Source organism: Streptomyces sp. NPDC048565 (assembly GCF_040650935.1).
Classification (GTDB): domain Bacteria; phylum Actinomycetota; class Actinomycetes; order Streptomycetales; family Streptomycetaceae; genus Streptomyces.
In genome coordinates this window covers 15,030-40,039 of record NZ_JBEZIH010000041.1, presented here as the reverse complement: position 1 = coordinate 40,039, position 25,010 = coordinate 15,030, and the positions used below count along the sequence as shown (strand labels likewise).

Annotated in this window: 16 protein-coding genes and 1 tRNA gene; 7 read left to right on the top strand and 10 right to left on the bottom strand. The window is 70.8% G+C overall.

Annotated elements, in window-relative coordinates; all coding sequences use genetic code 11:
* Positions 1 to 2 precede the first annotated feature (2 nt).
* The 6 genes from AB0C75_RS33910 to AB0C75_RS33885 form a co-directional block, all read right to left on the bottom strand.
* Positions 3 to 986: an ABC transporter substrate-binding protein gene (locus tag AB0C75_RS33910; protein WP_362896044.1), complete on the bottom strand. Its 984-nt coding sequence runs from the start codon at positions 984 to 986 to the stop codon at positions 3 to 5.
* 1 nt (position 987) lies between these two features.
* Positions 988 to 2,970 carry an ABC transporter permease subunit gene (locus AB0C75_RS33905; RefSeq protein WP_362896043.1) on the bottom strand — a complete coding sequence of 661 codons (1,983 nt, stop codon included), beginning with the start codon at positions 2,968 to 2,970 and terminating at the stop codon, positions 988 to 990.
* Entirely contained in the window at positions 2,970 to 4,034 is a 1,065-nt protein-coding gene (locus AB0C75_RS33900; RefSeq protein WP_362896041.1) for a glycine betaine/L-proline ABC transporter ATP-binding protein, read from the bottom strand. The genes AB0C75_RS33905 and AB0C75_RS33900 overlap by 1 nt, the downstream gene beginning before the upstream one ends.
* Entirely contained in the window at positions 4,031 to 5,602 is a 1,572-nt protein-coding gene (locus AB0C75_RS33895; RefSeq protein ID WP_362896040.1) for a GMC oxidoreductase, read from the bottom strand. The genes AB0C75_RS33900 and AB0C75_RS33895 overlap by 4 nt, the downstream gene beginning before the upstream one ends.
* Before the next feature lie 97 nt (positions 5,603 to 5,699).
* Complete coding sequence (locus AB0C75_RS33890; protein ID WP_362896038.1) at positions 5,700 to 7,232, bottom strand: aldehyde dehydrogenase family protein; 1,533 nt, start codon at positions 7,230 to 7,232, stop codon at positions 5,700 to 5,702.
* Between the two features lie 312 nt (positions 7,233 to 7,544).
* Entirely contained in the window at positions 7,545 to 8,474 is a 930-nt protein-coding gene (locus AB0C75_RS33885) for an LLM class F420-dependent oxidoreductase (protein WP_362896037.1), read from the bottom strand.
* Between the two features lie 146 nt (positions 8,475 to 8,620).
* Here AB0C75_RS33885 and AB0C75_RS33880 point away from each other — a divergent pair.
* Positions 8,621 to 8,694: transfer RNA gene (locus tag AB0C75_RS33880), tRNA-Met, on the top strand.
* 55 nt (positions 8,695 to 8,749) lie between these two features.
* Here AB0C75_RS33880 and yicI read toward each other — a convergent pair.
* Together yicI and AB0C75_RS33870 are read right to left on the bottom strand one after the other, a co-directional pair.
* Positions 8,750 to 11,017, bottom strand: a complete 2,268-nt coding sequence (yicI, locus tag AB0C75_RS33875; RefSeq protein WP_362896036.1) for an alpha-xylosidase — start codon at positions 11,015 to 11,017, stop codon at positions 8,750 to 8,752.
* On the bottom strand, positions 11,014 to 13,908 hold the full coding sequence (locus AB0C75_RS33870; RefSeq protein WP_362896035.1) for a glycoside hydrolase family 3 C-terminal domain-containing protein: 2,895 nt from the start codon (positions 13,906 to 13,908) through the stop codon (positions 11,014 to 11,016). Before AB0C75_RS33870 ends, yicI begins: the two co-directional genes overlap by 4 nt.
* Positions 13,909 to 14,310: 402 nt before the next feature.
* Here AB0C75_RS33870 and AB0C75_RS33865 point away from each other — a divergent pair, with 402 nt between their 5' ends.
* The 6 genes from AB0C75_RS33865 to AB0C75_RS33840 are packed head-to-tail and all read left to right on the top strand — an operon-like array spanning position 14,311 to position 22,930.
* Positions 14,311 to 15,984, top strand: coding sequence for an extracellular solute-binding protein (locus AB0C75_RS33865; protein WP_362896033.1), 1,674 nt, complete (start codon positions 14,311 to 14,313; stop codon positions 15,982 to 15,984).
* 1 nt (position 15,985) lies between these two features.
* Positions 15,986 to 17,002: an ABC transporter permease subunit gene (locus AB0C75_RS33860; protein WP_362896032.1), complete on the top strand. Its 1,017-nt coding sequence runs from the start codon at positions 15,986 to 15,988 to the stop codon at positions 17,000 to 17,002.
* Between the two features lie 5 nt (positions 17,003 to 17,007).
* The gene (locus AB0C75_RS33855; protein WP_362896058.1) at positions 17,008 to 17,943 is read left to right on the top strand and encodes a carbohydrate ABC transporter permease; all 936 of its coding nucleotides are present in this window, start codon (positions 17,008 to 17,010) and stop codon (positions 17,941 to 17,943) included.
* 53 nt (positions 17,944 to 17,996) lie between these two features.
* Positions 17,997 to 19,973, top strand: a complete 1,977-nt coding sequence (locus AB0C75_RS33850) for a beta-galactosidase (RefSeq protein ID WP_362896030.1) — start codon at positions 17,997 to 17,999, stop codon at positions 19,971 to 19,973.
* Complete coding sequence (locus AB0C75_RS33845; RefSeq protein WP_362896029.1) at positions 19,970 to 22,189, top strand: glycoside hydrolase N-terminal domain-containing protein; 2,220 nt, start codon at positions 19,970 to 19,972, stop codon at positions 22,187 to 22,189. The genes AB0C75_RS33850 and AB0C75_RS33845 overlap by 4 nt, the downstream gene beginning before the upstream one ends.
* Before the next feature lie 33 nt (positions 22,190 to 22,222).
* A complete protein-coding gene (locus AB0C75_RS33840) occupies positions 22,223 to 22,930 on the top strand; it encodes a hypothetical protein (RefSeq protein WP_362896028.1) in 708 nt (235 codons plus the stop codon).
* Between the two features lie 43 nt (positions 22,931 to 22,973).
* Here the strand turns inward: AB0C75_RS33840 and AB0C75_RS33835 are convergent, their stop codons facing one another.
* Positions 22,974 to 24,746: an HEXXH motif domain-containing protein gene (locus AB0C75_RS33835; RefSeq protein ID WP_362896027.1), complete on the bottom strand. Its 1,773-nt coding sequence runs from the start codon at positions 24,744 to 24,746 to the stop codon at positions 22,974 to 22,976.
* A 57-nt stretch (positions 24,747 to 24,803) separates the two neighbouring features.
* Positions 24,804 to 24,992, bottom strand: a complete 189-nt coding sequence (locus AB0C75_RS33830) for an aldo/keto reductase (RefSeq protein WP_362896025.1) — start codon at positions 24,990 to 24,992, stop codon at positions 24,804 to 24,806.
* Between the last annotated feature and the right edge of the window lie 18 nt (positions 24,993 to 25,010).

Sequence of the window (25,010 nt, the reverse complement as noted above, 5' to 3'; positions counted from 1 at the left end):
GGTCAGTCCTCCAGCCACTTCTTCCAGGTGTCCGGGTGCTTCTTGATCCAGCGGTCCGCCGCCTCCTCGGGCGTCAGCCGTTCGGAGGCGATCATCTTGGACACCTCGTTCTGGTCGGTCTCCGACCAGGTGAACTTCTTCAGGAAGTCCGCCGCGTCCCCGCCCCGCTTCGAGAAGTCCGCGTTGAGGTACTTCTGGAGGGGGGTCGTCGGGTAGGCGCAGTCGATGTCCGCGGGGTCCTTGGCGCCGCAGGCGTCGGAGTACTCCGGGAGCTTCACCTCGACCATCGGCACGTCGTTGAACAGCCACTGCGGCTGGTACCAGTAGCTGAGGAAGGGCTTCTTCTCCTTGGCGAACTGCTGCATCTGGGTGATCTGGGCGGCCTCGGACCCCGCGAAGACGACCTTGTAGTCCAGGCCGAGATTCTTCACCAGGGCCTTGTCGTTGGTGACGTAGGACGGCGATCCGTCCATCAGCTGGCCCTTGTCACCGCTCTCCGCCGTGCGCAGTTCGTCGGCGTACTTGTCGAGGTTCTTCCAGTTCGTGACGTCCGGGTGCTCGTCCGCCCAGTACTTGGGGACGTACCAGCCGATGTGCCCCGTGACGCCGAGGTCACCACCGGGGACGATCGTCTTCTTGTCCTTGACGTACAGCTGTTCCTGGTCGGGGTGGCCCCAGTCCTCCAGGATGGCGTCCACCCGGCCCTGGCTGAGGGCGTCCCAGGCGGGCACCTCGTCGGTCTGGACGAGGTCGACGCGGTAGCCCAGCTCGTCCTCCAGGATCTTCTGCGCGACGGCCACGTTGGCCTGCGCGCCGACCCAGGACTGGACGGAGAGCGTGACGGTCTTGATGTCCGCCGGGGCCGCGAACGGGGAGGCCTGCTTCGTCATGTCCGCCGCGCCGCAGCCGGTGACGGCCAGCAGCGCGCCGGCCGATGCGACGATCGCGGACGCACGGAGTCGGGCTCGGATACGGGTGCGAGCCATGTCAGCTCTCCTTCCGCTGGCGGCGGGCGGTGGGCTGGGTGACACGGTCCAGCATCAGTCCCAGGCAGACGATGGCGGCGCCCGCGACGAGGCCGGTGGCCAGGTCGCCCTGGGCGAGGCCGAACACGACCTCGTAGCCGAGTGCGCCGGAGCCGACGAGACCGCCGATGATGACGACCGCGAGGACCAGGACCACTCCCTGGTTCACGGCCAGCAGCAGCGCGGGCCTGGCCAGCGGGATCTGGACCTGGCGCAGTTGCTGGCCGCTGGTGGCGCCGAGCGAGCGGGCGCACTCCATCGCGGCGGGGTCGACGCCCCGCAGTCCCTGCGTCGTGATGCGGACGACGGCGGGCAGCGCGTAGACGACTGCTGCCGCGGCGGCGGGGGCACGGCCGACGCCGAAGAGGGCGACGACCGGGATGAGGTAGACGAACTGCGGCATCGTCTGGAAGACGTCGAGGACGGGGCGCAGCATCCGTTCGAGGCGCAGGCTGCGCGCGGCGCCGACGGCGATGGCGAAGCCCAGGACCAGGGTGACGGCGACGGCCGCGATGACCTGGCTGAGTGTGTCCATCGACAGGTCCCAGACGCCGAGTACCCCGATGGCGGCCATGGCGAGGACGGCGGTGAGCGCGGTGCGCCAGGTGCCGATGGTCCAGGCGAGGGCGGCGACGATCAGCAGCACGGCCCACCAGGGCAGGCCCTGCAGTCCGCTGCGGAGGGGGTTGAGGATCCAGTTGGTGAAGTCGGCGGCCCAGTCGGCGGTTCCGCCGATGAGGGGGATGCCGGTGTAGAGGTGGTCGACCATCCAGTCCTTGGCCGTGTTGACCGGCCCCGCGATGGCGACGACGCCGCCCTCGGGCCAGATGCGGCCGCCGCTGAAGCGGCCCACGACGGCGACGACGGCGGCGATCAGGGCGGCGAGCCCCCAGCCGCGTACGCCGCGCAACGCCTCGGGACCTGTGGGTTCCGTACCGATCTTCCGGCCCGCGGCCTCGGTCGTACGGTCCAGGACGACGGCCAGCAGCACGATGGGGATGCCCGCGGCGAGCGCGGCGCCGACGTCCACTGAGGACAGCGCCTGGTAGACGCGGTCACCGAGACCGCCGGCACCGATGACGGAGGCGATGACGGCCATGGACAGCGCCATCATGATGGTCTGGTTGAGGCCGAGGAGCAGTTCCTTGCGGGCCAGCGGCAGCCGTGCGCTCAGCAGTCGCTGCCGGCCGGTCGCGCCGAGCGAGGCGACGGCCTCCATGACGCCGGCGTCGGCGCCGCGCAGTCCGAGTGCGGTGAGCCGGGCCATCGGCGGAGCCGCGTAGACGACGGTCGCGAGGACCGCGCCGGGCACGCCGATGCCGAAGACCAGCACGACGGGCAGCAGATAGGCGAAGGCCGGCAGCACCTGCATGGTGTCCAGGACCGGGCGCAGGACACGGAACGTACGGTCCGAGAGCCCGGCGGCGAGTCCGAGGAGCAGCCCCAGCACCACGGATGCGAGGACCGCGACGGTCATCAGCGCGAGGGTCTGCATGGTCGGCACCCACATGCCGAGCAGCCCGCAGACGAGGAAGGAGACTCCGGCGGTCAGCGCGAGGCGCCATCCGGCCGTGCGCCAGGCCACGAGCGCGGCGACGGCGGTGACCCCGGCCCAGCCGAGGGCGAGCAGCGCCAGGTAGACCCCGCGCACCGACAGGACGACGGCGTTGCTGATGTGGCCGAAGAAGTAGAGGAACAGGGGGTGGCTGTCCCGGTTGCCGATGATCCAGTCGTTGACCTCGCCGAGCGGTCCGCCGAGGTCGACGGTCAGGGCGCCGGGCCAGACTCCGCCGCCCCAGCGTGCGTGCGCGAGGGGGACGGCGACCGCGGCGATCACCAGCAGGATGAGGATCTTGCCGAGGGCCGGCCGGCCGCGCAGGGCGGCTAGGGGGCCGCTCCCCGGGGGGCCGGACGCGGTACGCGTGGTGGCTTGGGCGGTGGCCATCAGACGGTCACCTCACGGGCGTCCGAGCCCTCGCCCGCCCCGGCGACCACACCGAGCATGGACGCGTGGTCGACGACGCCGAGCAGCTTGCCGCCCTCCATCACCCGGGCGACGGGCTCGCCGGAGCGGGCGACGGCCTCGATGGCTTCCGAGACGGTGGCGCCGGGCCGGACCGCCGGGCCGTTGCCGCTCTCGCCGGCGACCGGCGGGCGCATGGCGGTGGCGACGGTGAGGACCTGCTCGCGCGGGACGTCCCGGACGAAATCGCGTACGTAGTCGTCGGCGGGCGAGCCGACGATCTCCTCGGGTGTGCCGAGCTGGACGATGCCGCCGTCGCGCATCAGCGCGATGCGGGTGCCCAAGCGGAGCGCCTCGCTGAGGTCGTGGGTGATGAAGACCATGGTGCGGCCCTCCTCGCGGTGCAGCCGGACGACCTCGTCCTGCATCTCGCGCCGGATCAGCGGGTCGAGCGCGCTGAACGGTTCGTCGAAGAGGAGGACGGACGGGTCGACGGCGAGTGCGCGGGCGAGGCCGACGCGCTGCTGCTGACCGCCGGAGAGCTGCGCGGGGCGGCGGTCCTCAAGTCCTGCGAGACCGACCTTCTCCACGAGTTCGGCGGCCTTGGCGCGCCGTTCGGCCTTGCCGAGGCCCTGGATCTCCAGGCCGTAGGCGACGTTGTCGAGGACGGTGCGGTGCGGCAGCAGACCGAAGTGCTGGAAGACCATGGCGGCGCGGTGGCGGCGCAGTTCGCGCAGCCGGGTGGTGTCCATCGCCAGGACGTCCTCGCCGTCGATGGCGAGGGAGCCGCTGGTGGGCTCGATGAGCCGGGTCAGACAGCGTACGAGGGTGGACTTGCCGGAGCCCGACAGGCCCATGACGACGAAGACCTCACCCTTCTCGACGTCGAAGGAGACATCGCGCACGGCGGCGGTACAGCCGGTGCGCTCACGCAGTTCGGCGGGTTCCAGGTCGGCGTACTCGCTGCCGGGAACGCGGTCCGCCTTGGGCCCGAAGACCTTCCAGAGGTTCTTGACGCTGAACACAGGGGTACTGGCTTCGGTCATCGGACATCGCCTCCGGTGGTCGGGGTCGCTCGGAGCAGCTCGGCGCACTTCTCGCCCACCATCAGGACGCCGATCATGGGATTCACCGCGGGCATGGTGGGGAAGACGGACGCGTCGGCGATCCGGACGCCTTCCAGGCCCTGGATCCGCAGCTGGGGGTCGACGACGGCCGCCGGGTCGCCCTCGGCCCCCATCCGGCAGGTGCCGGCCGGGTGATAGACGGTGTGGGCGACCTTGCGGGCGTACTCGCTGATGTCCTCGTCGGACGTGACCTCGGGCCCCGGGCACACCTCGCGCTTGAGCCAGTGGGCCAGCGGTTCGGTCTTCGCTATCTCGCGGGCGAGCTTGATGCCGTCGACCAGGGTGCGGCCGTCGTGGTCGTCCTCGTCGGTGAAGTAGCGGAAGTCCAGGGCGGGCTTGACCTCGGGGTCGGCACTGGTGAGGTAGAGCCGGCCGCGGCTGCGCGGCTTGGGGATGTTGGGGGTCATCGACACGCCGTGCTCGGGCTTCTGGTAGCCGAGGCGCTCCGGGTTGTCGGTGAAGGGGATCTGGTAGAAGTGGAACATCAGGTCGGGGCCCCGGGATTCGGGGTCCCTGCGCACGAAGAGGCCCGCGTCGGAGTCCATCGCGGAGTTCTCGGGTATGGGCCCGTCGGTCTCCCAGACGATGACCGACTCGGGGTGGTCGAGCAGGTTCTCGCCGACGCCCGGCGCGTCGTGGACGACGGGGATGCCGAGCTCGGTGAGGTCGCCGGCGGGGCCGATCCCGGAGTGCATCAGCAGCCGGGGGGTGTCCACCGCACCCGCGCAGACGATGACTTCACGGGTGGCCCGCAGAAGGCTCTCCTGGCCGTCCTTGGTGCGGATGTGCACCCCGGTGGCCCGGTTGCCGTCGAACTCCAGACGGTACGCCCAGGTCTCCAGCAGGATCGAGAGGTTGGGGCGGTCGCCGGCCTCGATGTGCGGGTGGAGGTACGCCACCGACGCGGAGGAGCGCTTGTTGTTCTCCGGGTGGTAGGCCAGGTCGAAGAAGCCGACGCCCTCGTGGAACGGCTTCTTGTTGAAGCTGTCCACGCGCGGGACGCCGGCCGCGGCCTGGGCGGCGTCCACGAAGTCGCGGGCGATGGCGTTCCGGTCCTTCTCGTCGACGGGCACGATGTTGTTGCGCAGCCGGCCGAAGTAGGGGTCCATGGAGGCGGCGTCCCAGCCATCGGCTCCGGCCTCGGCCCACTCGTCCCAGTCCCCGGGCAGCGGCTTGAAGCTGATCAGCGTGTTGTGCGAGGAGCAGCCGCCGAGCACCCGGGCGCGGCTGTGCCGGATGTGGGAGTTGCCGCGCGGCTGTTCGGTGGTGGGGTAGTCGTAGTCGAGGTCCCCGCCGAGCAGGCCGAGCCAGCGGCGCAGCGTGAGGACGTCCTGCCGGTCGATGTCGGTGGGGCCGCCCTCGATGACGGTGACGGTGACGTCGGGGTCCTCGGTGAGGCGGGAGGCGATGACCGAGCCGGCCGTGCCGCCTCCGACGATCACGTAGTCGACAGGCTCGGGGCGTGCGGTGCTGGGGGACGGGGGCATCGGTCACTGCTCCTTCTGCAAGGTGCTTGCGTGTTACGTGTTGCGTGCGGCCGCGTGGTGTCGCGAACGGCCGGGCGGGGAGGGCGGATCGCTCTGTTCAGCCTGCGAACCAGCGCTGCGGGCGCGGGTTGAGGTTCTGGTAGATGTGCTTGGACTCGCGGTACTCGGCGAGACCGGTGGGGCCGAGTTCGCGGCCCGTGCCGGACCTACCGAAGCCGCCCCACTCGGCCTGCGGGAGGTAGGGGTGGTAGTCGTTGATCCAGACGGTGCCGTGCCGCAGCCGGCCCGCGACGCGTCGGGCTCGGCCCGCGTCGGTGGTCCAGACGGCGCCCGCGAGGCCGTAGTCGGTGTCGTTGGCCAGCCTGACGGCCTCTTCCTCGGTGCGGAAGGTCTCGACGGTGAGGATCGGGCCGAAGGTCTCCTCGCGGACCACCCTCATCTCCCGGTGGCAGCCGTCCAGGACGGTGGGCCGGTAGAAGTAGCCGCTCGCGGGCCTGACGTCGGAGGGCTCGGGGCGCGCTCCGCCGGAGCGGACGACCGCGCCCTGCTCGCGGGCGGACGCGACGTACGCCTCGACCTTGGCCAACTGCTGCGCGGAGACGAGCGGGCCGCATTCGACGCCGTCGACGGTGCCCCGGCCGAGCCTGATCGCATCGGCGCGGCGGGCGAGTTCGGTGACGAAGCGCTCGCGGACGGACTCCTCGATGATGAGGCGGGCGCCGGCGGAGCAGACCTGGCCGCTGTGGAAGAACGCGGCGTTCAGCGCCTGGTCGACGGTGGTGTCGAAGCTCTCGTCCGTGGCGCACGCGTCGGCGAACACGACGTTGGGGTTCTTGCCGCCGAGCTCCAGGGCGACCTTCTTGACCGTGGGGGCGGCGGCCTGGGCGACCTTCGTGCCGCTGGCGAGCCCGCCGGTGAAGGAGACCAGGTCGACGTCCGGGTGCTCGGAGAGCCGTGCGCCGACGGGGTCGCCGGCGCCGGTGACGAGGTTGGCGGCACCGTCGGGCAGTCCGGCCTCGGCGAGCAGCCTGATCAGGTGGACGGTGGACAGAGGGGTGACCTCGCTGGGCTTGAGCACGAAGGTGTTGCCCGCGGCGAGGGCCGGGGCGATCTTCCAACTGGCCTGGAGCAGCGGGTAGTTCCACGGGGCGATGAGGGCGCAGACGCCGACCGGCTCGTGGACGACGACGCTGTGCACGTCGGGGTCGCCGGCGTCGACGACCCGGCCGCCGCTCTCGTTCATGACGAGGTCGGCGAAGTAGCGGAAGGCGTTGGTGACGTCGTCGACGTCGACACGGCCCTCCTCCAGGGTCTTGCCCGTGTCGCGGCTCTCGGTGATCGCGATCTCCTCGCGGTCCCGCTGGAGGAGCCCGGCGACCCGGCGCAGCAGCTCGGCGCGCTCGGCGACGGGCCTGTGCGGCCAGGGGCCGTCGTCGAAGGCACGCCGGGCGGCGGCCACGGCCGCGTCGGTGTCCTCGGCGCCGCCCTCGGAGACCAGGGTCAGGACGGTGGCGTCCGCGGGGTCGAGGATCTCGCGCGTCGCGCCGGACGCGGCGGCCCGCCAGGTGCCGTCGATGTGGAGGGTCTCCAGGGCGGCCGTGGGGCGGTCCGACGAATGGGGATCCGACATGTGGTGATCTGCCTTCCGTGCCTGATTGCTCCGCACCGGTCCGGCCGAGCACTTGCGCGCGGTGGACCGGGGTACGGCACCAGCACAGTCCTGGACCCTTTCCGCTCCGGTCGGATGTATGCCGAGATATTCACTCTGAGTGATGCGACTCACGTGAGACGTCCCCGCGGCGCCTCAGCCGCTGATCCGGAAGGCACGGCATTCCCCGGGCCACCGAGGGCGAAAGTTACGGAGAGTGGTCGCTTGGTCGGTTTTCCGTGTGTCCGTGTGTCCCGTGTACCGGGCCCGGCCGGCCGCGCCGCTCTCGTTCGTTCAGACCCCGGCCGCCCGTGCCGCCTCGTACACCTCGGTCGCCACATCGACGAGCTCCGACGCGTCACGAAGCGTGCCCTGGAGGTCGAGGATGATCTCGGGGACTCCCGTGGCGGCGTGTGCGGCGAGATCCTCGACGATCTGCGCGACGTCGCCGTGGAAGGGCTTACGGCCGCCGCCCCGCACAGGTGTACCGCTGTAGCGCGCGTTGGCCCTGACGCAGACACCGACCGGTCGCTCGCGCCCGCGTTCCGCGGCGGCGTCCCGCGCCAGCTGCCACTGCCGGGCCAGCTCCGGGGCGCCCGCGGCGACGGGCATCCAGCCGTCGGCCCGGTCGACCAGACGGCGTGTGGCCCGGGGGCTGTTCGCGGGCAGATATACCGGGATGGGGCGGGCCGGCTTCGGCCCCACCTCGGAGGGCGCGATCGTGGTCAGATCGCCCTTGTACGAGACCGGGTCGGGCCCCCAGACGGCCGCGCACACGTCCAGCAGCTCGTCGAGGACCGCGCCGCGCTTCGCGAAGGGCGCGACGGAAGCGGCGGCGTACTCGTCCAGGGACCACCCCGTCCCCAGGCCGGCGATCACGCGGCCACCGCTGGCGACGTCGAGCGAGGCCAGCGAACGGGCGAGCTGGAAGGGCACGTGCAGCGGTGCGACGAGAACACTCGTGCCGAGCCGGGCCCGCTCGGTGACCGCCGCGGCCAGCGTCAGCGTGACCAGCGGATCGGCGACACCGCGGTACTGATCGGGCCAGGCGAGCCCAGGGATCCCGTACAGACCCTGGGTCGCGGGTTCGGGGAAGAGGACACGTTCGAACACCCAGAGGCTCTCGTACCCGACCGCTTCCGCCGAGCGGGCCACGACGGCGACGTCACGTCCGATGTCGTACTGCTTCATCTGCGGCAGGCCAAGACCGAGTGCCACCGGCATACGTGTGCTCCCTCTGCTGCGTCGTGGTGCGAGCTGCGTCGTCGTCCGAGCTGTGTAGTCGTCCGAGGCAACTACTTTAGGGCTGCCCGCGCAAGAAGGGTGGTCACGAGAGCCGCCGGAATGGCATACGGTGGGGAACACAACGACGCGGGGTGGAGCAGCTCGGTAGCTCGCTGGGCTCATAACCCAGAGGTCGCAGGTTCAAATCCTGTCCCCGCTACTGTCGCATCAGGGTCCGGAACCATCAGGTTCCGGACCCTGATCGTTTTCGGGACTCAGGCGACGGAGACGGTCCCCGCCCCCTCCCCCGCCGCACCGGACTCCTCGATGACCACGCGGTAGGGACGGGACGTGCCCTCCGCCGTGACCCGCGTGCCCGCGTCGTCCCGTACGACGTGGAAGGTCGCCGCCGTGGCGCCGGACAGGTCCGGCACGGTGACCGTGCGCTCGTCAGGGCCAGGGCCGAAGAGCCGCAGGGTGAGGCCGTCGAGCCAGTCGCCGTCCGGGCGCTGGTCGTCGGCGCCCCACGGCAGCACCGCACCGTCCCGCACCAGCAGGGGCAGGCTGTCGAAGCCGTGTGTCTCGTGCCGCCAGCCGGGGCCGGTCACCCGCTCGCCGGTGAGCAGCGAGGTCCAGGTGCCGTCGGGGACGTAGTACTCGGCCTCGCCGTCCTCGGTGAAGACCGGGGCGACCAGCAGGTCGGGGCCGAGCATGTACTGCCGGTCCAGGGTGCGGGAGGCGGGGTCGCCCGGGAACTCGGCCAGCATGGGCCGCATCATCGGGACGCCCGTACGGTGCGCCTCGACGGCCACGGCGTAGAGATACGGCATCAGCCGGTGCTTGAGCAGCGTGAACTTCCGTGCCACGTCGACGGCTTCCTCGCCGAACTCCCACGGCACCCGGTAGGAGACGTTGCCGTGCAGCCGGCTGTGCGAGGAGAGCAGCCCGAAGGCGAGCCAGCGCTTGAAGACCGCCGGGTCGGGGGTGCCCTCGAAGCCGCCGATGTCGTGGCTCCAGAAACCGAAGCCCGACAGGCTCAGCGAAAGACCGCCGCGCAGGGATTCGGCCATCGCGGTGAACGAGGCGAAGCAGTCGCCGCCCCAGTGCACCGGGAACTGCTGCCCGCCCGCCGTGGCGGACCTGGCGAAGACCACCGCCTCCCCCACGCCGCGCTCCTTCTCCAGGAGTTCGAAGACGGTGCGGTTGTAGATCTGCGCGTAGTAGTTGTGCATGCGCTCCGGGTCGGAGCCGTCGTGCCAGACGACGTCCGTGGGGATTCGCTCGCCGAAGTCCGTCTTGAAGCAGTCGACGCCCTGGTCGAGCAGGAGACGCAGCTTGTCGTCGTACCAGGCGCGGGCGGCCGGGTCGGTGAGGTCGACCAGCGCCATCCCCGGCTGCCACAGGTCCCACTGCCAGATGTCGCCGTCGGGCCGCTTGACCAGGTAGCCGCGTTCGGCGCCCTCCGCGAACAGGGCCGACTTCTGGGCGATGTAGGGGTTGATCCACATACTGATGCGCAGTCCGCGCTCCTTGAGGCGGGCCAGCATGCCCTCCGGGTCGGGGAAGACCTCGGGGTCCCAGAGGAAGTCCGACCACTGGTACTCGCGCATCCAGAAACAGTCGAAGTGGAAGACGCTGAGCGGGATTCCGCGCTCGGCCATGCCGTCGACGAAGGAGGTGACGGTCTCCTCGTCGTAGGACGTGCAGAACGAGGTGGTAAGCCAGAGGCCGAACGACCACGCCGGGGGCAGCGCGGGCCGGCCGGTCAGGGCCGTGTAGCGGGACAGGACGTCCTTCGGGTTCGGGCCGGCGACGACGTAGTACTCCAGGGACTGGTCCTCGACGCTGAACTGCACCTGCCCGACGGCCTCGGAGCCGACCTCGAAGGAGACCTTGCCGGGGTGGTTGACGAAGACGCCGTAGCCGCGCGAGGAGAGGTAGAACGGGATGTTCTTGTAGGCGAGTTCGCTGCTCGTGCCGCCGTCGGCCTGCCAGATGTCGACGGTCTGGCCGTTCTTCACGTACGGCGTGAAGCGCTCACCGAGTCCGTAGATGTTCTCGCCCACGTCCAGGGCCAGTTGGGCGATCATGTGATGCACGCCGTCGGGTGTGGTCGCGAAGGCGGTCCCCTTCGGGTCCGCTCCGGTGAGGCGCCGGCCGTCGGCGTCGAGGAAGGTGATACCCCAGGGCCCTTCGCCATCCATGCGCAACGTCAGTGGCCCGCTGGTCAGTTCGGTGGCCGCGCCGTCCCTGCGGGTGCGGGCCCCGGACGCCGTGGTGGTGTCCGCCCGGAGTGCGAAGTCCGGGCCGCGCCTGGCCCTGCCCGCGTGATGGGTGGCGCGTACCCCGATGACGCCCTCGGCCGGGGAGAAGCATTCGACGGTGATCAGCGGGGTGTTGAGCGTGTCCCCGCGCGCCCTGACGCGCCTGACCGCCGCGTACGCGGTGAACCGGTCCACGTCGACCCGCAGATCGCGGATCTCGGTGGCGTACGAGGCCTGGACACCCTCACGCATCAGCCAGAAACCGTCGGTGAACTTCATGCGGACTCCTTGCCGGTGACGACCTCGATACGGGCGAGACGTACCGTGCCCTCGATGCCGATGCGCAGCTCCTGCACCCCGCTGAGGCCGAGCGTGGCCTCAAAGGTCCGGTAGTCGTACGGGCCCCCGGTGGCGGGGACCTGGATGCCCGTGCTGCGCCCGCCCGCGCTCAGGGTGACGGCCCCCTCCCCCGAGAGGAGCAGTGCCAGGCGTCCCACTCCCCCGCCGAAGTCACAGGCACGGTAGATGAGTTGGCCCGCGATGCCGGACGAGACGGGTGTGACGGCATCGCCGTCCGTCTTCGCGCGGTCGACGAGCTCCGTACCCTGCTGCCAGTCGTAGTCGGCGGCCTCCAGACCGCGCGCCACCACCGGGCGCGGGCCCTGCGCTTCGCCGTCGACGACCGCTGTGGCGGTGAGCCGGATGTCGGCGCTCGACGCGCCCGCGAGGATCTCGTACGCGCCGGGCTCGACGGTCCAGCGACCGTGCGCCACGCTCCAGTGCCCCAACTCCTCGACGGGTACCACGAATTCGAGCCGCTGCGCCTCGCCGGGCGCGAGGTGCGTCCGGCGGTGGCCGACCAGCTTGCGCAGCGGCAGGTCCGTGGAGCCGTCGAGGCCCGGGGAGACGTAGAGCTGGGCCACCTCGTCGGCGGGGGCCCCGCCGTCGTTGGTGAGGGTCAGCGAGACCCGCAGCAGCTCGCCGTCCACCTCCGTCCGCAGCGCGGAGTAGGTGAAGTCGGCGTAGCCGAGGCCGTGTCCGAAGGGGTAGAGCGGGGTTCCGTCGAAGTAGAGGTAGGTCTGGCGGGAGCCGATGATGTCGTAGTCGAACAGGCCGGGCAGATCGTCGTCGCTCGCGTACCAGGTCTGCGGAAGCCGGCCGGCCGGGGAGACGTCCCCGGCGAGGACACGCGCGAGCGCGCCGCCGGCGGCCTGGCCTCCGTGCGCGGTCCACAGCAGGGCCGGCAGTCCGTCCGCGGCCTCGCCGACGGCGTACGGATAGGCGGAGGTCAGGACGAGGACCGTGCGGGGGTTGGCGGCGTGGGCGGCGCGCCAGAGCCGGTCCTGCTGGGCGGGGAGGGCGAGGGTCGTACGGTCCTCGGTCTCGCGCCCGTTGATATGGGGGTCGTTGCCCGCGACGACGATCACGGTGTCGGCGGCCGCCGCCACCCGGGCCACGGCATCCGCGCCGCGCTCGACGGTCTCCAGCTCGAAGACCGTGGCGGCGTCCCGGGAAATCCTTTCGCCGGCTTCGGCAACCTTCGCGCCTCCGGCGGCGACAGACACGTACCCACCGGTCCCGATGTGCAGAAGGAGGTGCCCGCCGTCGTGCCCGCCGTCGCTTGCCTGCACCGCTTCCAGACGGAACGTCTCCTGGACGACCCAGCCGCCCGGTTCCTCGGCGGACGCCCTGACATACCCGTCGTCGGCGACGGAGAGATGGAGCCCGTCGTCCGCACGGAGGGTCAGGACGCCGTCTCCCCAGTCGACGAGGGCCAGTTCGGCGGCATCGTCGCCACAGGTCAGCGGCGGCAGGTCGGTACGGCCCCCGAGGAGTGCCGGGTCGAGGGCGCCCTCGGCCCCCCGCTTCCCTCCGGCCGACGGCCCGCCGGCCGCCGGGACCCGGAGCCAGCCGTCGCAGGACTTCAGCCGGACCCGGTCCACCCCTTCCTCGAAGAGGACGTGCTCGGCGCCGTACCGCTCGCGGATCCCGTCGAGCGGCGAGGAGCGGTGCATGAGCGTCCCGCTGTACCAGTCGAGCTTGCAGGCGTCGCCGAGCAGTCCGACGACCGCGACGGTGCGGCCCTGCTTCGGCTCCAGGGGCAGCAGGCCGTCGTTCTTGAGCAGGACGACGGCCTGTTCCGCGGCCTCCAGGGCGAGCGCCCGGTGCTCCTCGGTGTCCAGGGCTTCCACCCCGGCGTACGGATCGAGCTCAGGGTCGAACTCGCCCAGCGCGAAGCGCAGCGCGAGCAGCCTGCCGGCCGCCGTGTCGATGTCCTCCTCGGTGAGGAGGCCCTCGGCCAGTGCCCCACGGATCCGGCCGGTCATCACCGAGGAGTCCTGACCGTGGTCGGTGAAGCTGTCGACCCCTGCCTTCAGGGAGGCGGCCGTGGCCTGCTCGTGGGTGTCGAAGTAGTGCTCGGAGTCGACGAGATTGGAGGGCGCGCCGGCGTCCGAGCAGACGACGAGCGGCTGGTCGGTCCAGCGTCGCAGATGCTGTTCGAGGAGCGGGGAGACGTGGTTGGGGCGGCCGTTGACCAGGTTGTAGGCGGGCATGACGCCGGCCACGGCTCCGGCCCGTACGGCATCACGGAAGGCCCGCAGGTCGTACTCGTGCAGGACGCGCGGGCGGACCGAGGAGGAGGCCGTGTCGCGGTCGGTCTCGTTGTTATGCGCGAGCCAGTGCTTCAGCACGGGGGCGGTGCGCCAGTAGCGGGGGTCATCCCCGCGGAGCCCCCGGGTGTAGGCGACGGCGATGGCGGAGGTCAGCGCCGGATCCTCGGAGTAGCCCTCCTCGCCCCGGCCCCAGAGCGGGTGGCGCAGCAGATTGACGGTCGGCGCCCAGACGTTGAGCCCGATTCGGTCGTCCCTTGTGCGCTTGGCCCGTACTTCGTTGCCGACGGCTTCGCCGATCCGGCGGACCAGGTCGTCGTTCCAGGTGGCGCCGAGGCCGACGGCCTGTGGGAAGACGGTGGCGGGTCCCATCCAGGCGACGCCGTGCAGCGCCTCCTGCCCGGTGCGGAACGGCCCGAGACCCAGCCGCTCCACCGCCGGGGCGAACTGGTGCAGCATCGCGATCCGCTCGTCGAGCGTCAGCCGCCCGAGCAGGTCGGCGACACGGTCGGCGAAGGGCAGGTGCGGGTCGCGGAAGGGCAGTGGATGGTCCGTCACGTGCGGGTCCCCTTGGAGAGGTGGGAGGTTTTCCGGTCTGCGGGCGTCGATATGTCCTTCGACGCAAGGAAAAAATCTTTCGAAGCGCTTCGATGCTCTGGGGCCAACCCCGCAGGTGTCAAGGGTCCCGGACCGTCAAACGCCCGCATCGCGCCGACCTTGCGCCGGGAAGGGGTTATGAAACAGGTCGGAGGAATCTGGAATCGGACTCTTGTGCGGCCGGAGTCCGTCACTTAACCTCGCTGCAACATCGAAGCGCTTCGACGAGGCAGCCCGTTGACCGCTTCAGCTCAGCCGGTGCAGTGCCACCGGCTCGGCCGGTAACGCCCCCTACCTCAGACACAGGGCCGAGCGGCAGTCGCCGCCGCGGGCCGTCCTGTCGCACCACGAAGGGTTGACCCCATGACGCCGAACTCTCCCTCCGCTCCCAGCCGGAGACGATTCCTCGCCTCCTCCGTGGTTGTCGCGGCAGCCGTGGGCGGCGGGCTGCCGCTCCTCGCCGCCTGCGGCGGCGGTTCCGGCGGTTCGAAGAACGAGGGCACGACGACGGGCAAGAAGCTGAAGGACCTCCTTCCCGCCTACGTGCCGTCGAAGGCGGTCACCCCGGACATCCCCGGCAAGAACGGCTCCGCGGTCGGCTTCACCACCGCCGTCCCGGCCGCCGAGCTTGCGGTGTCGGTGCCGAAGAAGCTGGGCAAGGGCAGCGAGCTGAGCATCATGGCTCCGCTGTGGGGCACCTCGCCGGGTGAGGGCAATCCGTACTGGACGGCGATGGACGAGGCCGTCGGCGTCAAGGTCAAGTGGCAGAACCAGGACGGCAACGTCTACGGCCAGAAGCTCGGCGCGGTGCTCGCCTCCAGCAGCATCCCGGACGCCGTCGTCGTCCCCGGCTGGGAGCTGGGCGGCAAGATACCGAGCGCCATCGCCAACAAGTTCGCCGACCTCGGCCCGTATCTCTCGGGCGACAAGGTGAAGTCCTACCCGAACCTGGCGGCCATCCCCACCGGCGCCTGGCAGCGCGGGGTCTTCGCGGAGAAGCTCCGGGGCCTGCCCATGCCGGCCGAGGCGACCCCCAACATCACCCCCTTCTACCGCGCCGACATCTTCGAGGAGAAGGGGTACGAGGTCCCGACGACCACGCAGGAGTTCTACGACCTCTGCAAGGAGATCAACGCCCCGAAGAGCAAGGTGTGGGCGTGCAGCGACATGACGTGGTCGGCGTTCGTCTTCTTCGGGGTGCTGCCGGAGAAGCCGTACTACTGGAAGCTCGTCGACGACAAGCTGGTCAACCGCTACGAGACCGACGAGTACCTGGAAGCTCTGGAGTGGTCGCGCTCGCTGTACTCGGCCGGCTTCGTGCACCCGGACGCCAAGGCCGAGACGGGTGACATGCGCACCACCTTCTCGTCCGGCAACGCCCTCATGTACAACGCGGATATCTCCGACTGGTACGCGGCCACGGCGATCCAGCGGCTGGACAAGCCGGACTTCAGGATGGGGGCGATGGACTTCTTCGCCCACGACGGCGGCGACCCCGTCATCTACGAGGCCGCTCCCTCCAACATCTGGTGCTTCGTCAACAAGAACGCCGACAAGAAGACCATCGAGGACATCCTGGCTCTGGCCAACTACACCGCCGCTCCCTACGGCACCAAGGAGCAGCGCCTGAAGGCGTACGGCCTGGAGGGCACCCACCACACGCTCAAGGACGGTGTCCTCACCAAGACGGAGAAGGGCAACAACCAGGTCTTCGCCACCTACGAGTACATCGCCACCTCCGCCCCCTTCCGGGCCTACCCCGACCACCCGGACGTGGTGAAGGGGGTCATCGAGTGGCAGCAGCGCCAGGGCGCGCACCTGAGGAAGCCGCTCTTCCACGGCATGCAGATCCAGGAGCCGACCCGCTTCACCGAGCTCAACGCGCAGTTCGAGGACCTTGAGAAGGACATCGTGCGCGGCCGTAAGAAGGTCAGCGACATGCAGCAGCAGGTCTCCGACTGGAAGACCAAGGGCGGCGACAAGCTGCGCGACTGGTACAAGAAGCTGCTCGACGAGACCGGTGAGTCGGCTTCCTGACATGGCACTGAGCACAGACGGCCGGCGCGCGCGGGAGTCACGGACGCCGCAGGCCACGACGCGGGCGGCGGGTGAACGGCCCGTCGCCACGAAGATGCCGCTGAGGCACCGGCTGCGCCGGGACCGCACGCTGCTGCTGATGACCCTGCCCGCGATGCTGCTCCTGCTGGTCTTCGCGTACATCCCGCTCGCGGGCAACGTCGTCGCCTTCCAGGACTACGACCCTTACATCGCGGACAACGCCTTCCAGGCGATCACGCAGAGCCCCTGGGTCGGGTTCGAGTGGTTCCAGCAGATGGTGCACGACCGGCTGTTCTGGTCGGCCCTGCGGAACACACTGGTGATCTTCCTTCTCCAGCTGACGCTGTTCTTCCCCGTGCCGATCCTGCTCGCGCTGTTCATCAACAGCTTCGTGCGGCCCAGGGTCCGTGCGGTGGCTCAGGCGATCCTGTATCTCCCGCACTTCTTCTCCTGGGTCCTGGTCGTCACCGTGTTCCAGCAGATGTTCGGCGGCGCGGGACTCATCGCGCAGACGCTGCGGGAGCACGGTCACGAGGGCTTCGACCTGATGACCGACCCCGGTCTGTTCAAGTTCCTGATCACGTTCGAGATGATCTGGAAGGACGCGGGCTGGGGCGTGATCGTCTTCCTCGCCGCCCTGGCGGCGGTCAGCCCGGACCTCTACGAGGCGAGCGCGATGGACGGCGCGAACCGCTGGCGCCGGATCTGGCACATCACCCTGCCGGCCCTGCGCCCGGTCGTGGCTCTGCTGCTCGTGCTCCAGGTGGGCAACGCGCTGACCGTCGGCTTCGAGCAGATCCTGCTCCAGCGCACGGCGGTCGGCCCAGGGGCCTCCGAGGTGCTCGACACCTACGTCTGGAACGTCGGTATCACCAACGGCGGATTCAGCTACGCGGCGGCCGTCGGGATCGTCAAGGGAATCTTCGGTCTGCTGCTGGTCCTCGGGGCCAACAAGGTCGCCCATCTCATGGGTGAGCAGGGGGTGTACAAGAAGTGAGCAGCCTGCTCTCCGGTCTGACCGGCTTGGCCGGTGTGAAGCCCGGTACCCGAGGGCGCCTGCGTCCGGCGTGGGAGGAGGAGCCGTCGAGGACGGGCCTCGCCTCCAAGGGCGTGGTCATGGTCCTGATCTGCCTGGCCGTCCTCTTCCCGCTCTGGGTCGTGATCGTGACCAGTCTGTCCTCGGTGAGGACCATCACCGAGGCCGGCGGACTCGTGGTGATCCCGCGCGGCATCACCTTCGTCGCCTATCAGGAGCTCCTCGGCGGCGGCCAGGTCACCCGGGCCACCGTGATCAGCCTCTGTGTGACGTTGGTCGGAACACTCTTCAGCATGGCGGTCTCGGTCCTGTGCGCGTACGGCCTCTCGCGTACCGGGTCCGTGCTGCACCGGCCGCTGCTGGTGTTCATGCTCGCCACGATGTTCTTCGGCGCGGGCCTCATCCCCACCTATCTGGTGGTCCAGGGGCTCGGCCTCACCGACTCCTATCTGGCGCTGATCCTGCCGAGCGCGCTGAACGTCTTCAACATCCTGGTGCTGCGCGCCTTCTTCATGAGTACGGCCCAGGAGCTCATCGAGAGTGCCCGGATCGACGGGGCCGGTGACTTCCGCATCCTGTGGCAGATCGTCATGCCGCTGTCGCGTGCGGTCATCGCCGTGATCACCCTGTTCTACGCGGTCGGTTACTGGAGCGCCTGGTTCAACGCGTCCATCTACATCAGCGACCCGGAGATGATGCCGCTGCAGAACGTGATGAACCAGCTGGTCCTCAAGCAGGAGCGGCCCACGGGCCTCGCCCAGGTCATCAACACCGGCCATCTGTCACCGCTCGCCATCCAGATGGCGGTCATGGTGCTGGCGCTGATCCCGGTCGCGTTCCTGTCGCCGTTCGTCCAGAAGCACTTCAAGGAAGGCATGCTCACCGGCGCGGTCAAGGGCTGACCCCTCCTCCCAGCGCCTGTGGCATCCCGTACGACACCAGGAACGAGAGGTCCATGCCCTCCCTGTACGACGCCACCCGTGGCCGCGTCCTCTTCGGAGGCGACTACAACCCCGAGCAGTGGCCCGAAGAGGTGTGGGCCGACGACGTCCGGCTGATGAAGGAGGCCGGGGTCAACTCCGTCACCGTCGGGGTGTTCTCCTGGGCGAAGATCGAACCACGTCCGGGTGCCCGGGAGTTCGGGTGGCTGGACCGCCTCCTGGACCTGATGGCCGCGCACGGGATCGGAGTGGTCCTCGCCACGCCCACCTCGTCCCCGCCGCCGTGGATGGGAGCGCTCCACCCGGAGACCCTGCCGCGCGCCGAGGACGGGACGGTGGTCTCGTACGGCTCACGCCAGCACTTCTGCCCGAGCTCGCCGGTCTACCGCCGTCACGCCGCCGCGCTCACCGAGGACCTCGCGGCGCGCTACGCGGACCATCCGGCGCTCACCGTGTGGCACATCAACAACGAGTACTGCACGCACTGCTGGTGCGACGAGACGGCCGCGCACTTCCGCCGCTGGCTGACCGCCCGTCACACCACCCTCGACGCGCTCAACGAGGCCTGGGGCACGGCCTTCTGGAGTCAGCGCTACGACACCTGGTCCGAGATCCTGCCGCCGCGCACGGCCCAGTACATGCGTAATCCGGCGCAGGTGCTGGACTTCAAGCGGTTCACCTCCGACGCGCTGATGGAGTGCTACGTCGCCGAGCGGGACATCGTCGCCCGGCACACCCCGCACATCCCGGTGACCACCAACTTCATGCCGCTGTGGGCCGGTCAGGACGGCTGGGCGTGGGCGGAGCAGGAGGATGTGGTCTCGGTGGACATCTACCCGGACTCCACGGACCCGCGGGGCGCGCAGTACAACGCGATGCTGGCCGACATGACGCGCTCGCAGGCCGGTGGGCCGTGGATGCTGATGGAGCAGGCGGCGGGCGGGGTCAACTGGCGCCCCGTCAATCGCCCGAAGCCGGCCGGTCTGAACCGGCTCTGGTCGCTCCAGTCGGTGGCCAGGGGCGCCGACGCCGTCTGTTACTTCCAGTGGCGGCAGTCGAGGCAGGGCGCCGAGAAGTTCCATTCGGCGATGCTGCCGCACGCCGGCGAACAGGGGCGCACCTTCCGCGAGGTGAAGCAGATCGGTGCCGAACTGGCCCTGATCGGCGGCGAGGTGGCCGGCACAGCCGTGACGGCCGATGTCGCCGTGCTGCACGACTGGGACGCCTGGTGGGCGAGCGCCCAGGAGGGCCGTCCGTCCTCCCTGGTCGACTACACGGCCCTCGTGCAGGCCTGGCACCGGGGGCTGTGGGAGAACGGTACGGCGGTGGACTTCGCCCGTCCGGGCAGCGACCTGAGCGGCTACCGCCTGGTCGTCGTCCCGCAGCTCTATCTGCTGCGCGACGCCGCGATCGACGGCCTGCTCGCCTACGTACGAAACGGCGGCACGCTGGTCTTCGGGTTCTTCACGGGCGTCGCCGACGAGGACGACCGGGTCAGGCCCGGCGGCATGGACGCCAGGCTGCGCGAACTGTTCGGCATCCGTACGGTCCACGAGTGGTGGCCGCTGGACGCGGACCAGGTGGTGGAGTGCGAGGGCTTCCGCGGCACCCTGTGGTCGGAGGAACTGGAGCCGGACGGCAGCGCGGACACGGTGTCCGCCTACCGGGGCGGCGAGCTGGACGGACTGCCCGCTGTGCTCCGCAAGGGCTCGGCCTGGTACGTCTCGACGCTGCCCGAGCCCGATGCGCTGCGCGCTCTGCTCGGCAGGGTGGCGGCCGATGCGGGCGTACGGCCGGTGCTGGACGGGCTGCCCGACGGGGTGGAGGCGGTGCGCCGGGGCGCTCTGCTGTTCCTGCTCCACCACGGGCGGTCCGCGGTGACGGTGGAGCTGCCGGGCCGGTACACGGACCTGCTGACGGGCACCGAGGCCGACGGATGCATTCAGCTCGGTCGCTACGGGGTCGCGGTGCTGAGAGAGCTGACGGCATGAGCGACGGGACGTGGGAGCCGGCGCCCGCGGCCCGCTGGGAGGACGCGTTCCTCAGCGGCAACGGCAGCCACGGGGCGATGGTGTACGGCGACCCGGCGGACGACCGGGTGATCGTCAACCACCACACCCTGGTGCGGCCCAACGGCAGCGAGGAGCTGCGCCCGCCGGAGCTCGCCGACGGGCTCGGCCGCCTCCAGGACGCGCTCCTGCGCGGGGACACCACGGCGGCCGAGGACTTCGGGGCGGGCAGGCCGCTGGTGTGGGTGCAGCCCTTCCATCCGGCGTTCATGACCAGGATCCGCCGTGACCGTGGACTGCACGAGGCGGTCGCCGGCTACCGGCGTGACGTCGACTTCACCACGGGTGAGGTCCGTGCGTCGTACGAGGGCTGGCACAGCCGGGTGTTCGTGTCGCGGGCCGACGACGTGATCGTGCAGCACGTCACCGACCCCGGTCTCCACGCTGAGGTCTGGCTCGACCCTCGGCTGCCGGGGGCTCCGGCACGCCTCGCGGTGGGCCGCTCGGCGGTGCTGACACCGGACGGCGCCCGCCTCGCGCTGCGGGTGGGCTATCCGGGCGGCGGCCTGGCGTACACCGGGGTGATGGTGGCCCGGGTGGACGGCGGCACGGTGTCGCTGGCGGGCGAGGGCATCCGGATCGAGGGGGCGCGCGCGCTGACGCTGACGACCCGGGTCCACCGGGGGGCCGGGGTCCCGGCCGTCGGCGCACTGTGGGCGGACCTGCCGGACGAGGACTACGCGGCGCTGCTCGCCCAGCACCTGCCCCGACACCGGACGGCCTACGGAAGGGCGTCACTCGCCCTGCGGGACGCGGCCGGTGAGCGGGAGCTGCCCGGCAGCGAACTGCTGCGCCGCCCGAAGAGCCCGGCGCTGCTGGAGCGCCTCTTCGCTGCGGGCCGCTACCATCTGCTGTCCTCCTCGGGACTGTTGCCTCCCCGGCTGACCGGCCTGTGGACCGGTGACTGGGACACCGCGTGGTCCGGGGCCTTCACCACGAACGCCAATCTCAATCTGCAGATCGCCTCGGCTGCCCCGGCCGCCCTTCCGGAGGTCACAGAGGCGCATGCCGTCCTGGTCCAGGGGCAGTTGGCCGACTGGCGGGACAACGCCCGGGCGCTCTTCGGGACCCGGGGCATCGTCGCGCCGTCCCACACGGACGGCGCCTCGGGTCACACCCGGCACTTCCAGCGCGCCTACCCGCTGCATCTATGGACGGCCGGCGCCGACTGGCTGCTCCAGCCGCTCCTTGAGCACGCCGAGGCGACGACGGGCGTCCCGGATCCCTCCCTCACCGCCGCTCTGGTCGAAGTGGCGGTGTTCTACGAGGACTTCCTGAGCCGGGAGGACCCGGACGGGAACGTCGCCGTGGTGCCCTCGTACTCCCCGGAGAACCGGCCGGCCAACGCGAGCTGGGGCACGGTGAACGCCACGATGGACGTCGCCGCGGCCCGCCACGCCCTGACGACGGCCGCCGAGCACGCCCCCGGGCACCCGTCGGCGGAACTCTGGCGGTCGCTCGCGGACCGGCTCCCGGACTACCTGGTGAACGAGGACGGGGCGCTCGCCGAGTGGGCGTGGCCGGGTCTGCGGGAGACGTACGACCACCGCCATCTGAGTCACCTCTACCCGGTGTGGCCGCTGGACGGGATCAATCCGTACGACACCCCGGAGCTGGCCGGGGCCGCACACCGTGCGCTGGAGCTGCGGGGCTCGGAGAACGACTCCGCACACGGACATCTGCACCATGCCCTGATCGCCGCCCGGCTGCGGGACCCGGACCGGGTGTCGGCGGCGCTGGACGCGGTGCTGGGCGGCGACTTCTTCCACGACTCGCTGATGAGCTCCCACTATCCGTCCAGGAACGTCTACAACGCGGACGCGGCCCACGCCCTGCCCGCGGCCGTGATCGAGTCGCTCGTCCAGTCGACGCCCGGCCGTCTGGTCCTGCTGCCTGCCGTCCCCGCCGCGTACCCGGCGGGTGAACTCCTGGGCGTACGCACACGGTTCGGCGCACATCTGGACCTGCGGTGGTCGAAGGACGGCGCGAGCGCCGTGCTCCGTCCCACGCGTGACGCACGGGTCGATCTGCGGATGTGCGACGAGCTCACCCTCACCGAGACCTCCGCCGGAAACCCCACGGCTCCGCTGGAGCTGACGGCCGGCGTGGACCGCGTCCTCACCCTGGGGCCGCGGTAGCAGTCCTCCATCCCCACATGGAAGGAACACCCCATGGCACCATCCACCACCCTGACCAGACTGTTCCTGGCCCCGACCGCGGCGGTGGCCGCCCTGATCGGCTTCGCGGCGGCTCCCGCCCAGGCCGCGGTCTGGACCTCGTCGGAGCAGTGGGGCAACTACACCACCGACGACGGCTACATCCTCTACAACAACATATGGGGCTCCGGAGCGGGCACCCAGACCATCTGGGCGGACTCGTCCAGCAGTTGGGGCGTGACGGCGGACCACCCGGACACCGGTGGCATCAAGTCGTACCCGAACGCCAAGAAGATCGTCGACAAGCCGCTCTCCTCGCTGTCGTCGCTGACCAGCGACTACAACGTGACGGTCCCGTCGGCCGGCGCGTACAACACGTCCTACGACATCTGGGACACGGACTACGACTACGAGGTCATGCTCTGGGTCAACTACAACGGGGCGGTCGGCCCGCTCGGCACCCCCCAGGGAACCGTCAGCCTCGGCGGCCACACCTGGGACGTCTACAAGGGCGACAACGGCGCCAACGAGGTCTTCTCGTTCCTGCGGACCTCGGACTCGTCGTCCGGCACCGTGGACATCCTGCCGATCCTGAAGTGGATCGACACGGAGGGCTGGTGGGGCGACGAGACGATCGGTGACGTCCAGTTCGGCTACGAGATCACCTCGTCGTCCGGCGGACTGGACTTCGTGACCAACGGGTTCGACGTCACGTCGAGCTGACCCGGACGGGCCGGGGGGCGCCCCCCGGCCCGTGTCCGGCCGGTCAGCGCGCGGCCGAGCTCCCGGCCAGCCAGTGGGCTGTCCGCGTCCAGGTCCCGGGCGAGGACTTCTCCAGCAGCGCCGCGAAACGTTCGGGGCGGGCCAGCAGCCTTCGCTCACGCGGGTGCAGTTCCGCATGGGCGAGCAGCCACCCGGCCAGTGCGTGCGGGTCGAGAGGTCCGGAACCGCGCAACTGCTCGGTGTACGCCGCACGTGCCGCTTCCGGGTCCCCGGCGACCAGCAGCTCGTCGGCCGACGGTGAGCTGCCGGCCCGGCACTCCCCACGCCGGTAGAGGCGGACGCGGTCGTCCTGCCAGTACCCACGGACCGGCTCCGGCGCCACCAGTGGCTCGCCACCCGGCACCGGGCCGGCTCCCGAACGCAGCGCCTTGATGAGGGTGCTCCGGTCGTCCTCGCCGCAGCGCAGATTGCGCAGCCGCCACTCCACCCGGTGGCTGACCGCCGCCGCCCGGGCCCTGGCAACGGCAGCGGGGTCCAGCGGCTCCGCGAGCCACCCGTCGACGGTCTCCGACAGCCGGGTGACGAGCCGCAGACCGGGCTCGGTGAACCGGGCACGGGTCGCCAGGGTGCGCAGGACCATACGGGTCTGGAGCCGGCGCAGCGCGAAGAGGAACGACGCCCGCCCGCCCGCGTCGGCGGCCGGGTCCCCGACGCGCCCTCGCCAGAATCCGGTGACGCCGACGAAGGCGTACGCACCATGGAGAAGGCCGGGCAGGTGCCGGGGATCGGCGCGCCACGGCGCGTAGTGGCACTCCGTCCGGTCGTCGTCGAGGAGCGGGAAGAGGTGGAGCAGGGCGCCGAGTTTGCTGTGCTGGAACTCATGGACGAGGGTCTCGGCGAGGGCGAGGCCGTCCGGCGGCCGGGCGATCACCATGGAGCCGAAGGCATCACCGGTGGAGGCGCTGAGCCCCTCGGAAGGTACGGGAAGCTCCGCGCCGCCGTCCTTGGCGCGCCAGGGCACGATGCGGCTGATCTCGTCGGGCCGCAGCCCCCCGGGGCCGGTGCCCCCGCTACGCAGGACGGCCACGGCGTCGCGGAACAGCCCCTGCCAGGCGCGCAGTTCGTCGGGGCCTAGGCGGCCGGGCGCGATGGGCTCGTCCAGGTCGCGGTAGGGATCGAGGTCATCGAGCTGGACGGTGCGCGTCCCCGGACCGGTCGGCAACCGGTGCACCGGCAGCCAGTGCGCCGATTCCGGCTCGGTGAGCGGGCGTACGACGACGGTGTCCGGCCCGTCCCCGGTGCGGACGCTGAGCGTCCCTCCGGACACCGCAGCCCGCACGGCACGGAATGCCCCGTCGTCGGGGCCGGGCAGCCGGACCATGCCCAGCGCGGGCAGGCTGACGGCCGTCCCCCTGGCCGGCAGGGTCAGCTCGGCGTCCGTACCCGCGTGGACGGCTGCCGCGAGGGCGACCGCGGCGACCTGCCCCGCGTCGGCCCACAGGGGCGGCCCGGAGGCCGATCCGTGCAGCCGCCGGAGCGTGTGCGCGAGCCAGCTGCCGACCTGCGGGGTCAGCAGCAGAGCGTCGACCGGCTCGGGAGCCCGAGTGGCGGCGGCCTCCAGGACGGGCCAGATCGCCTGGGCGTCGAGAGGGCCGAGGATGGCGGGGTCGGCGTCGAACCGGTCGAGGATCTCACGCAGCAGAAGGAGCCTGCGGCTGCGCTCCCCCCTGACCAGAAAAGCGATGGCCTCGGGCGAACCGTCGCCCGAGGCGATCTCGTCGAACAGCGGGCCCGGCATACGGATCGGCGCGTACACATCACTCCCTGTCGTGGACGGATTCGTCGCGGCGGTCGGCCGGCCCTCGCGGTTCGGCTACTCGGCTCTCCCGGGCTCCTGGCCTCCCATCGCGTTGGTGCGCGCGCGCCGGAGCTCGGCAAGCAGTCGCACCGGTCCGCCAGGAGCGGTCAGGCGCCTCAGGTCGGCGACGCCTACGGACGCCAGGTCGATGAGGTCGGACTCGAAGTGATCGGGTGTGCCGTCGGCGGGCACCGGCTGGTACAAGGCGCGCTCCCCCTTCGC

Coding starts and splice junctions, on each gene's coding strand:
- AB0C75_RS33910 (WP_362896044.1), bottom strand. CDS start 986: ATGGCTCGCACCCGTATCCGAGCCCGACTCCGTGCGTCCGCGATCGTC.
- AB0C75_RS33905 (WP_362896043.1), bottom strand. CDS start 2,970: ATGGCCACCGCCCAAGCCACCACGCGTACCGCGTCCGGCCCCCCGGGG.
- AB0C75_RS33900 (WP_362896041.1), bottom strand. CDS start 4,034: ATGACCGAAGCCAGTACCCCTGTGTTCAGCGTCAAGAACCTCTGGAAG.
- AB0C75_RS33895 (WP_362896040.1), bottom strand. CDS start 5,602: ATGCCCCCGTCCCCCAGCACCGCACGCCCCGAGCCTGTCGACTACGTG.
- AB0C75_RS33890 (WP_362896038.1), bottom strand. CDS start 7,232: ATGTCGGATCCCCATTCGTCGGACCGCCCCACGGCCGCCCTGGAGACC.
- AB0C75_RS33885 (WP_362896037.1), bottom strand. CDS start 8,474: ATGCCGGTGGCACTCGGTCTTGGCCTGCCGCAGATGAAGCAGTACGAC.
- yicI (WP_362896036.1), bottom strand. CDS start 11,017: ATGAAGTTCACCGACGGTTTCTGGCTGATGCGTGAGGGTGTCCAGGCC.
- AB0C75_RS33865 (WP_362896033.1), top strand. CDS start 14,311: ATGACGCCGAACTCTCCCTCCGCTCCCAGCCGGAGACGATTCCTCGCC.
- AB0C75_RS33860 (WP_362896032.1), top strand. CDS start 15,986: ATGGCACTGAGCACAGACGGCCGGCGCGCGCGGGAGTCACGGACGCCG.
- AB0C75_RS33850 (WP_362896030.1), top strand. CDS start 17,997: ATGCCCTCCCTGTACGACGCCACCCGTGGCCGCGTCCTCTTCGGAGGC.
- AB0C75_RS33845 (WP_362896029.1), top strand. CDS start 19,970: ATGAGCGACGGGACGTGGGAGCCGGCGCCCGCGGCCCGCTGGGAGGAC.
- AB0C75_RS33840 (WP_362896028.1), top strand. CDS start 22,223: ATGGCACCATCCACCACCCTGACCAGACTGTTCCTGGCCCCGACCGCG.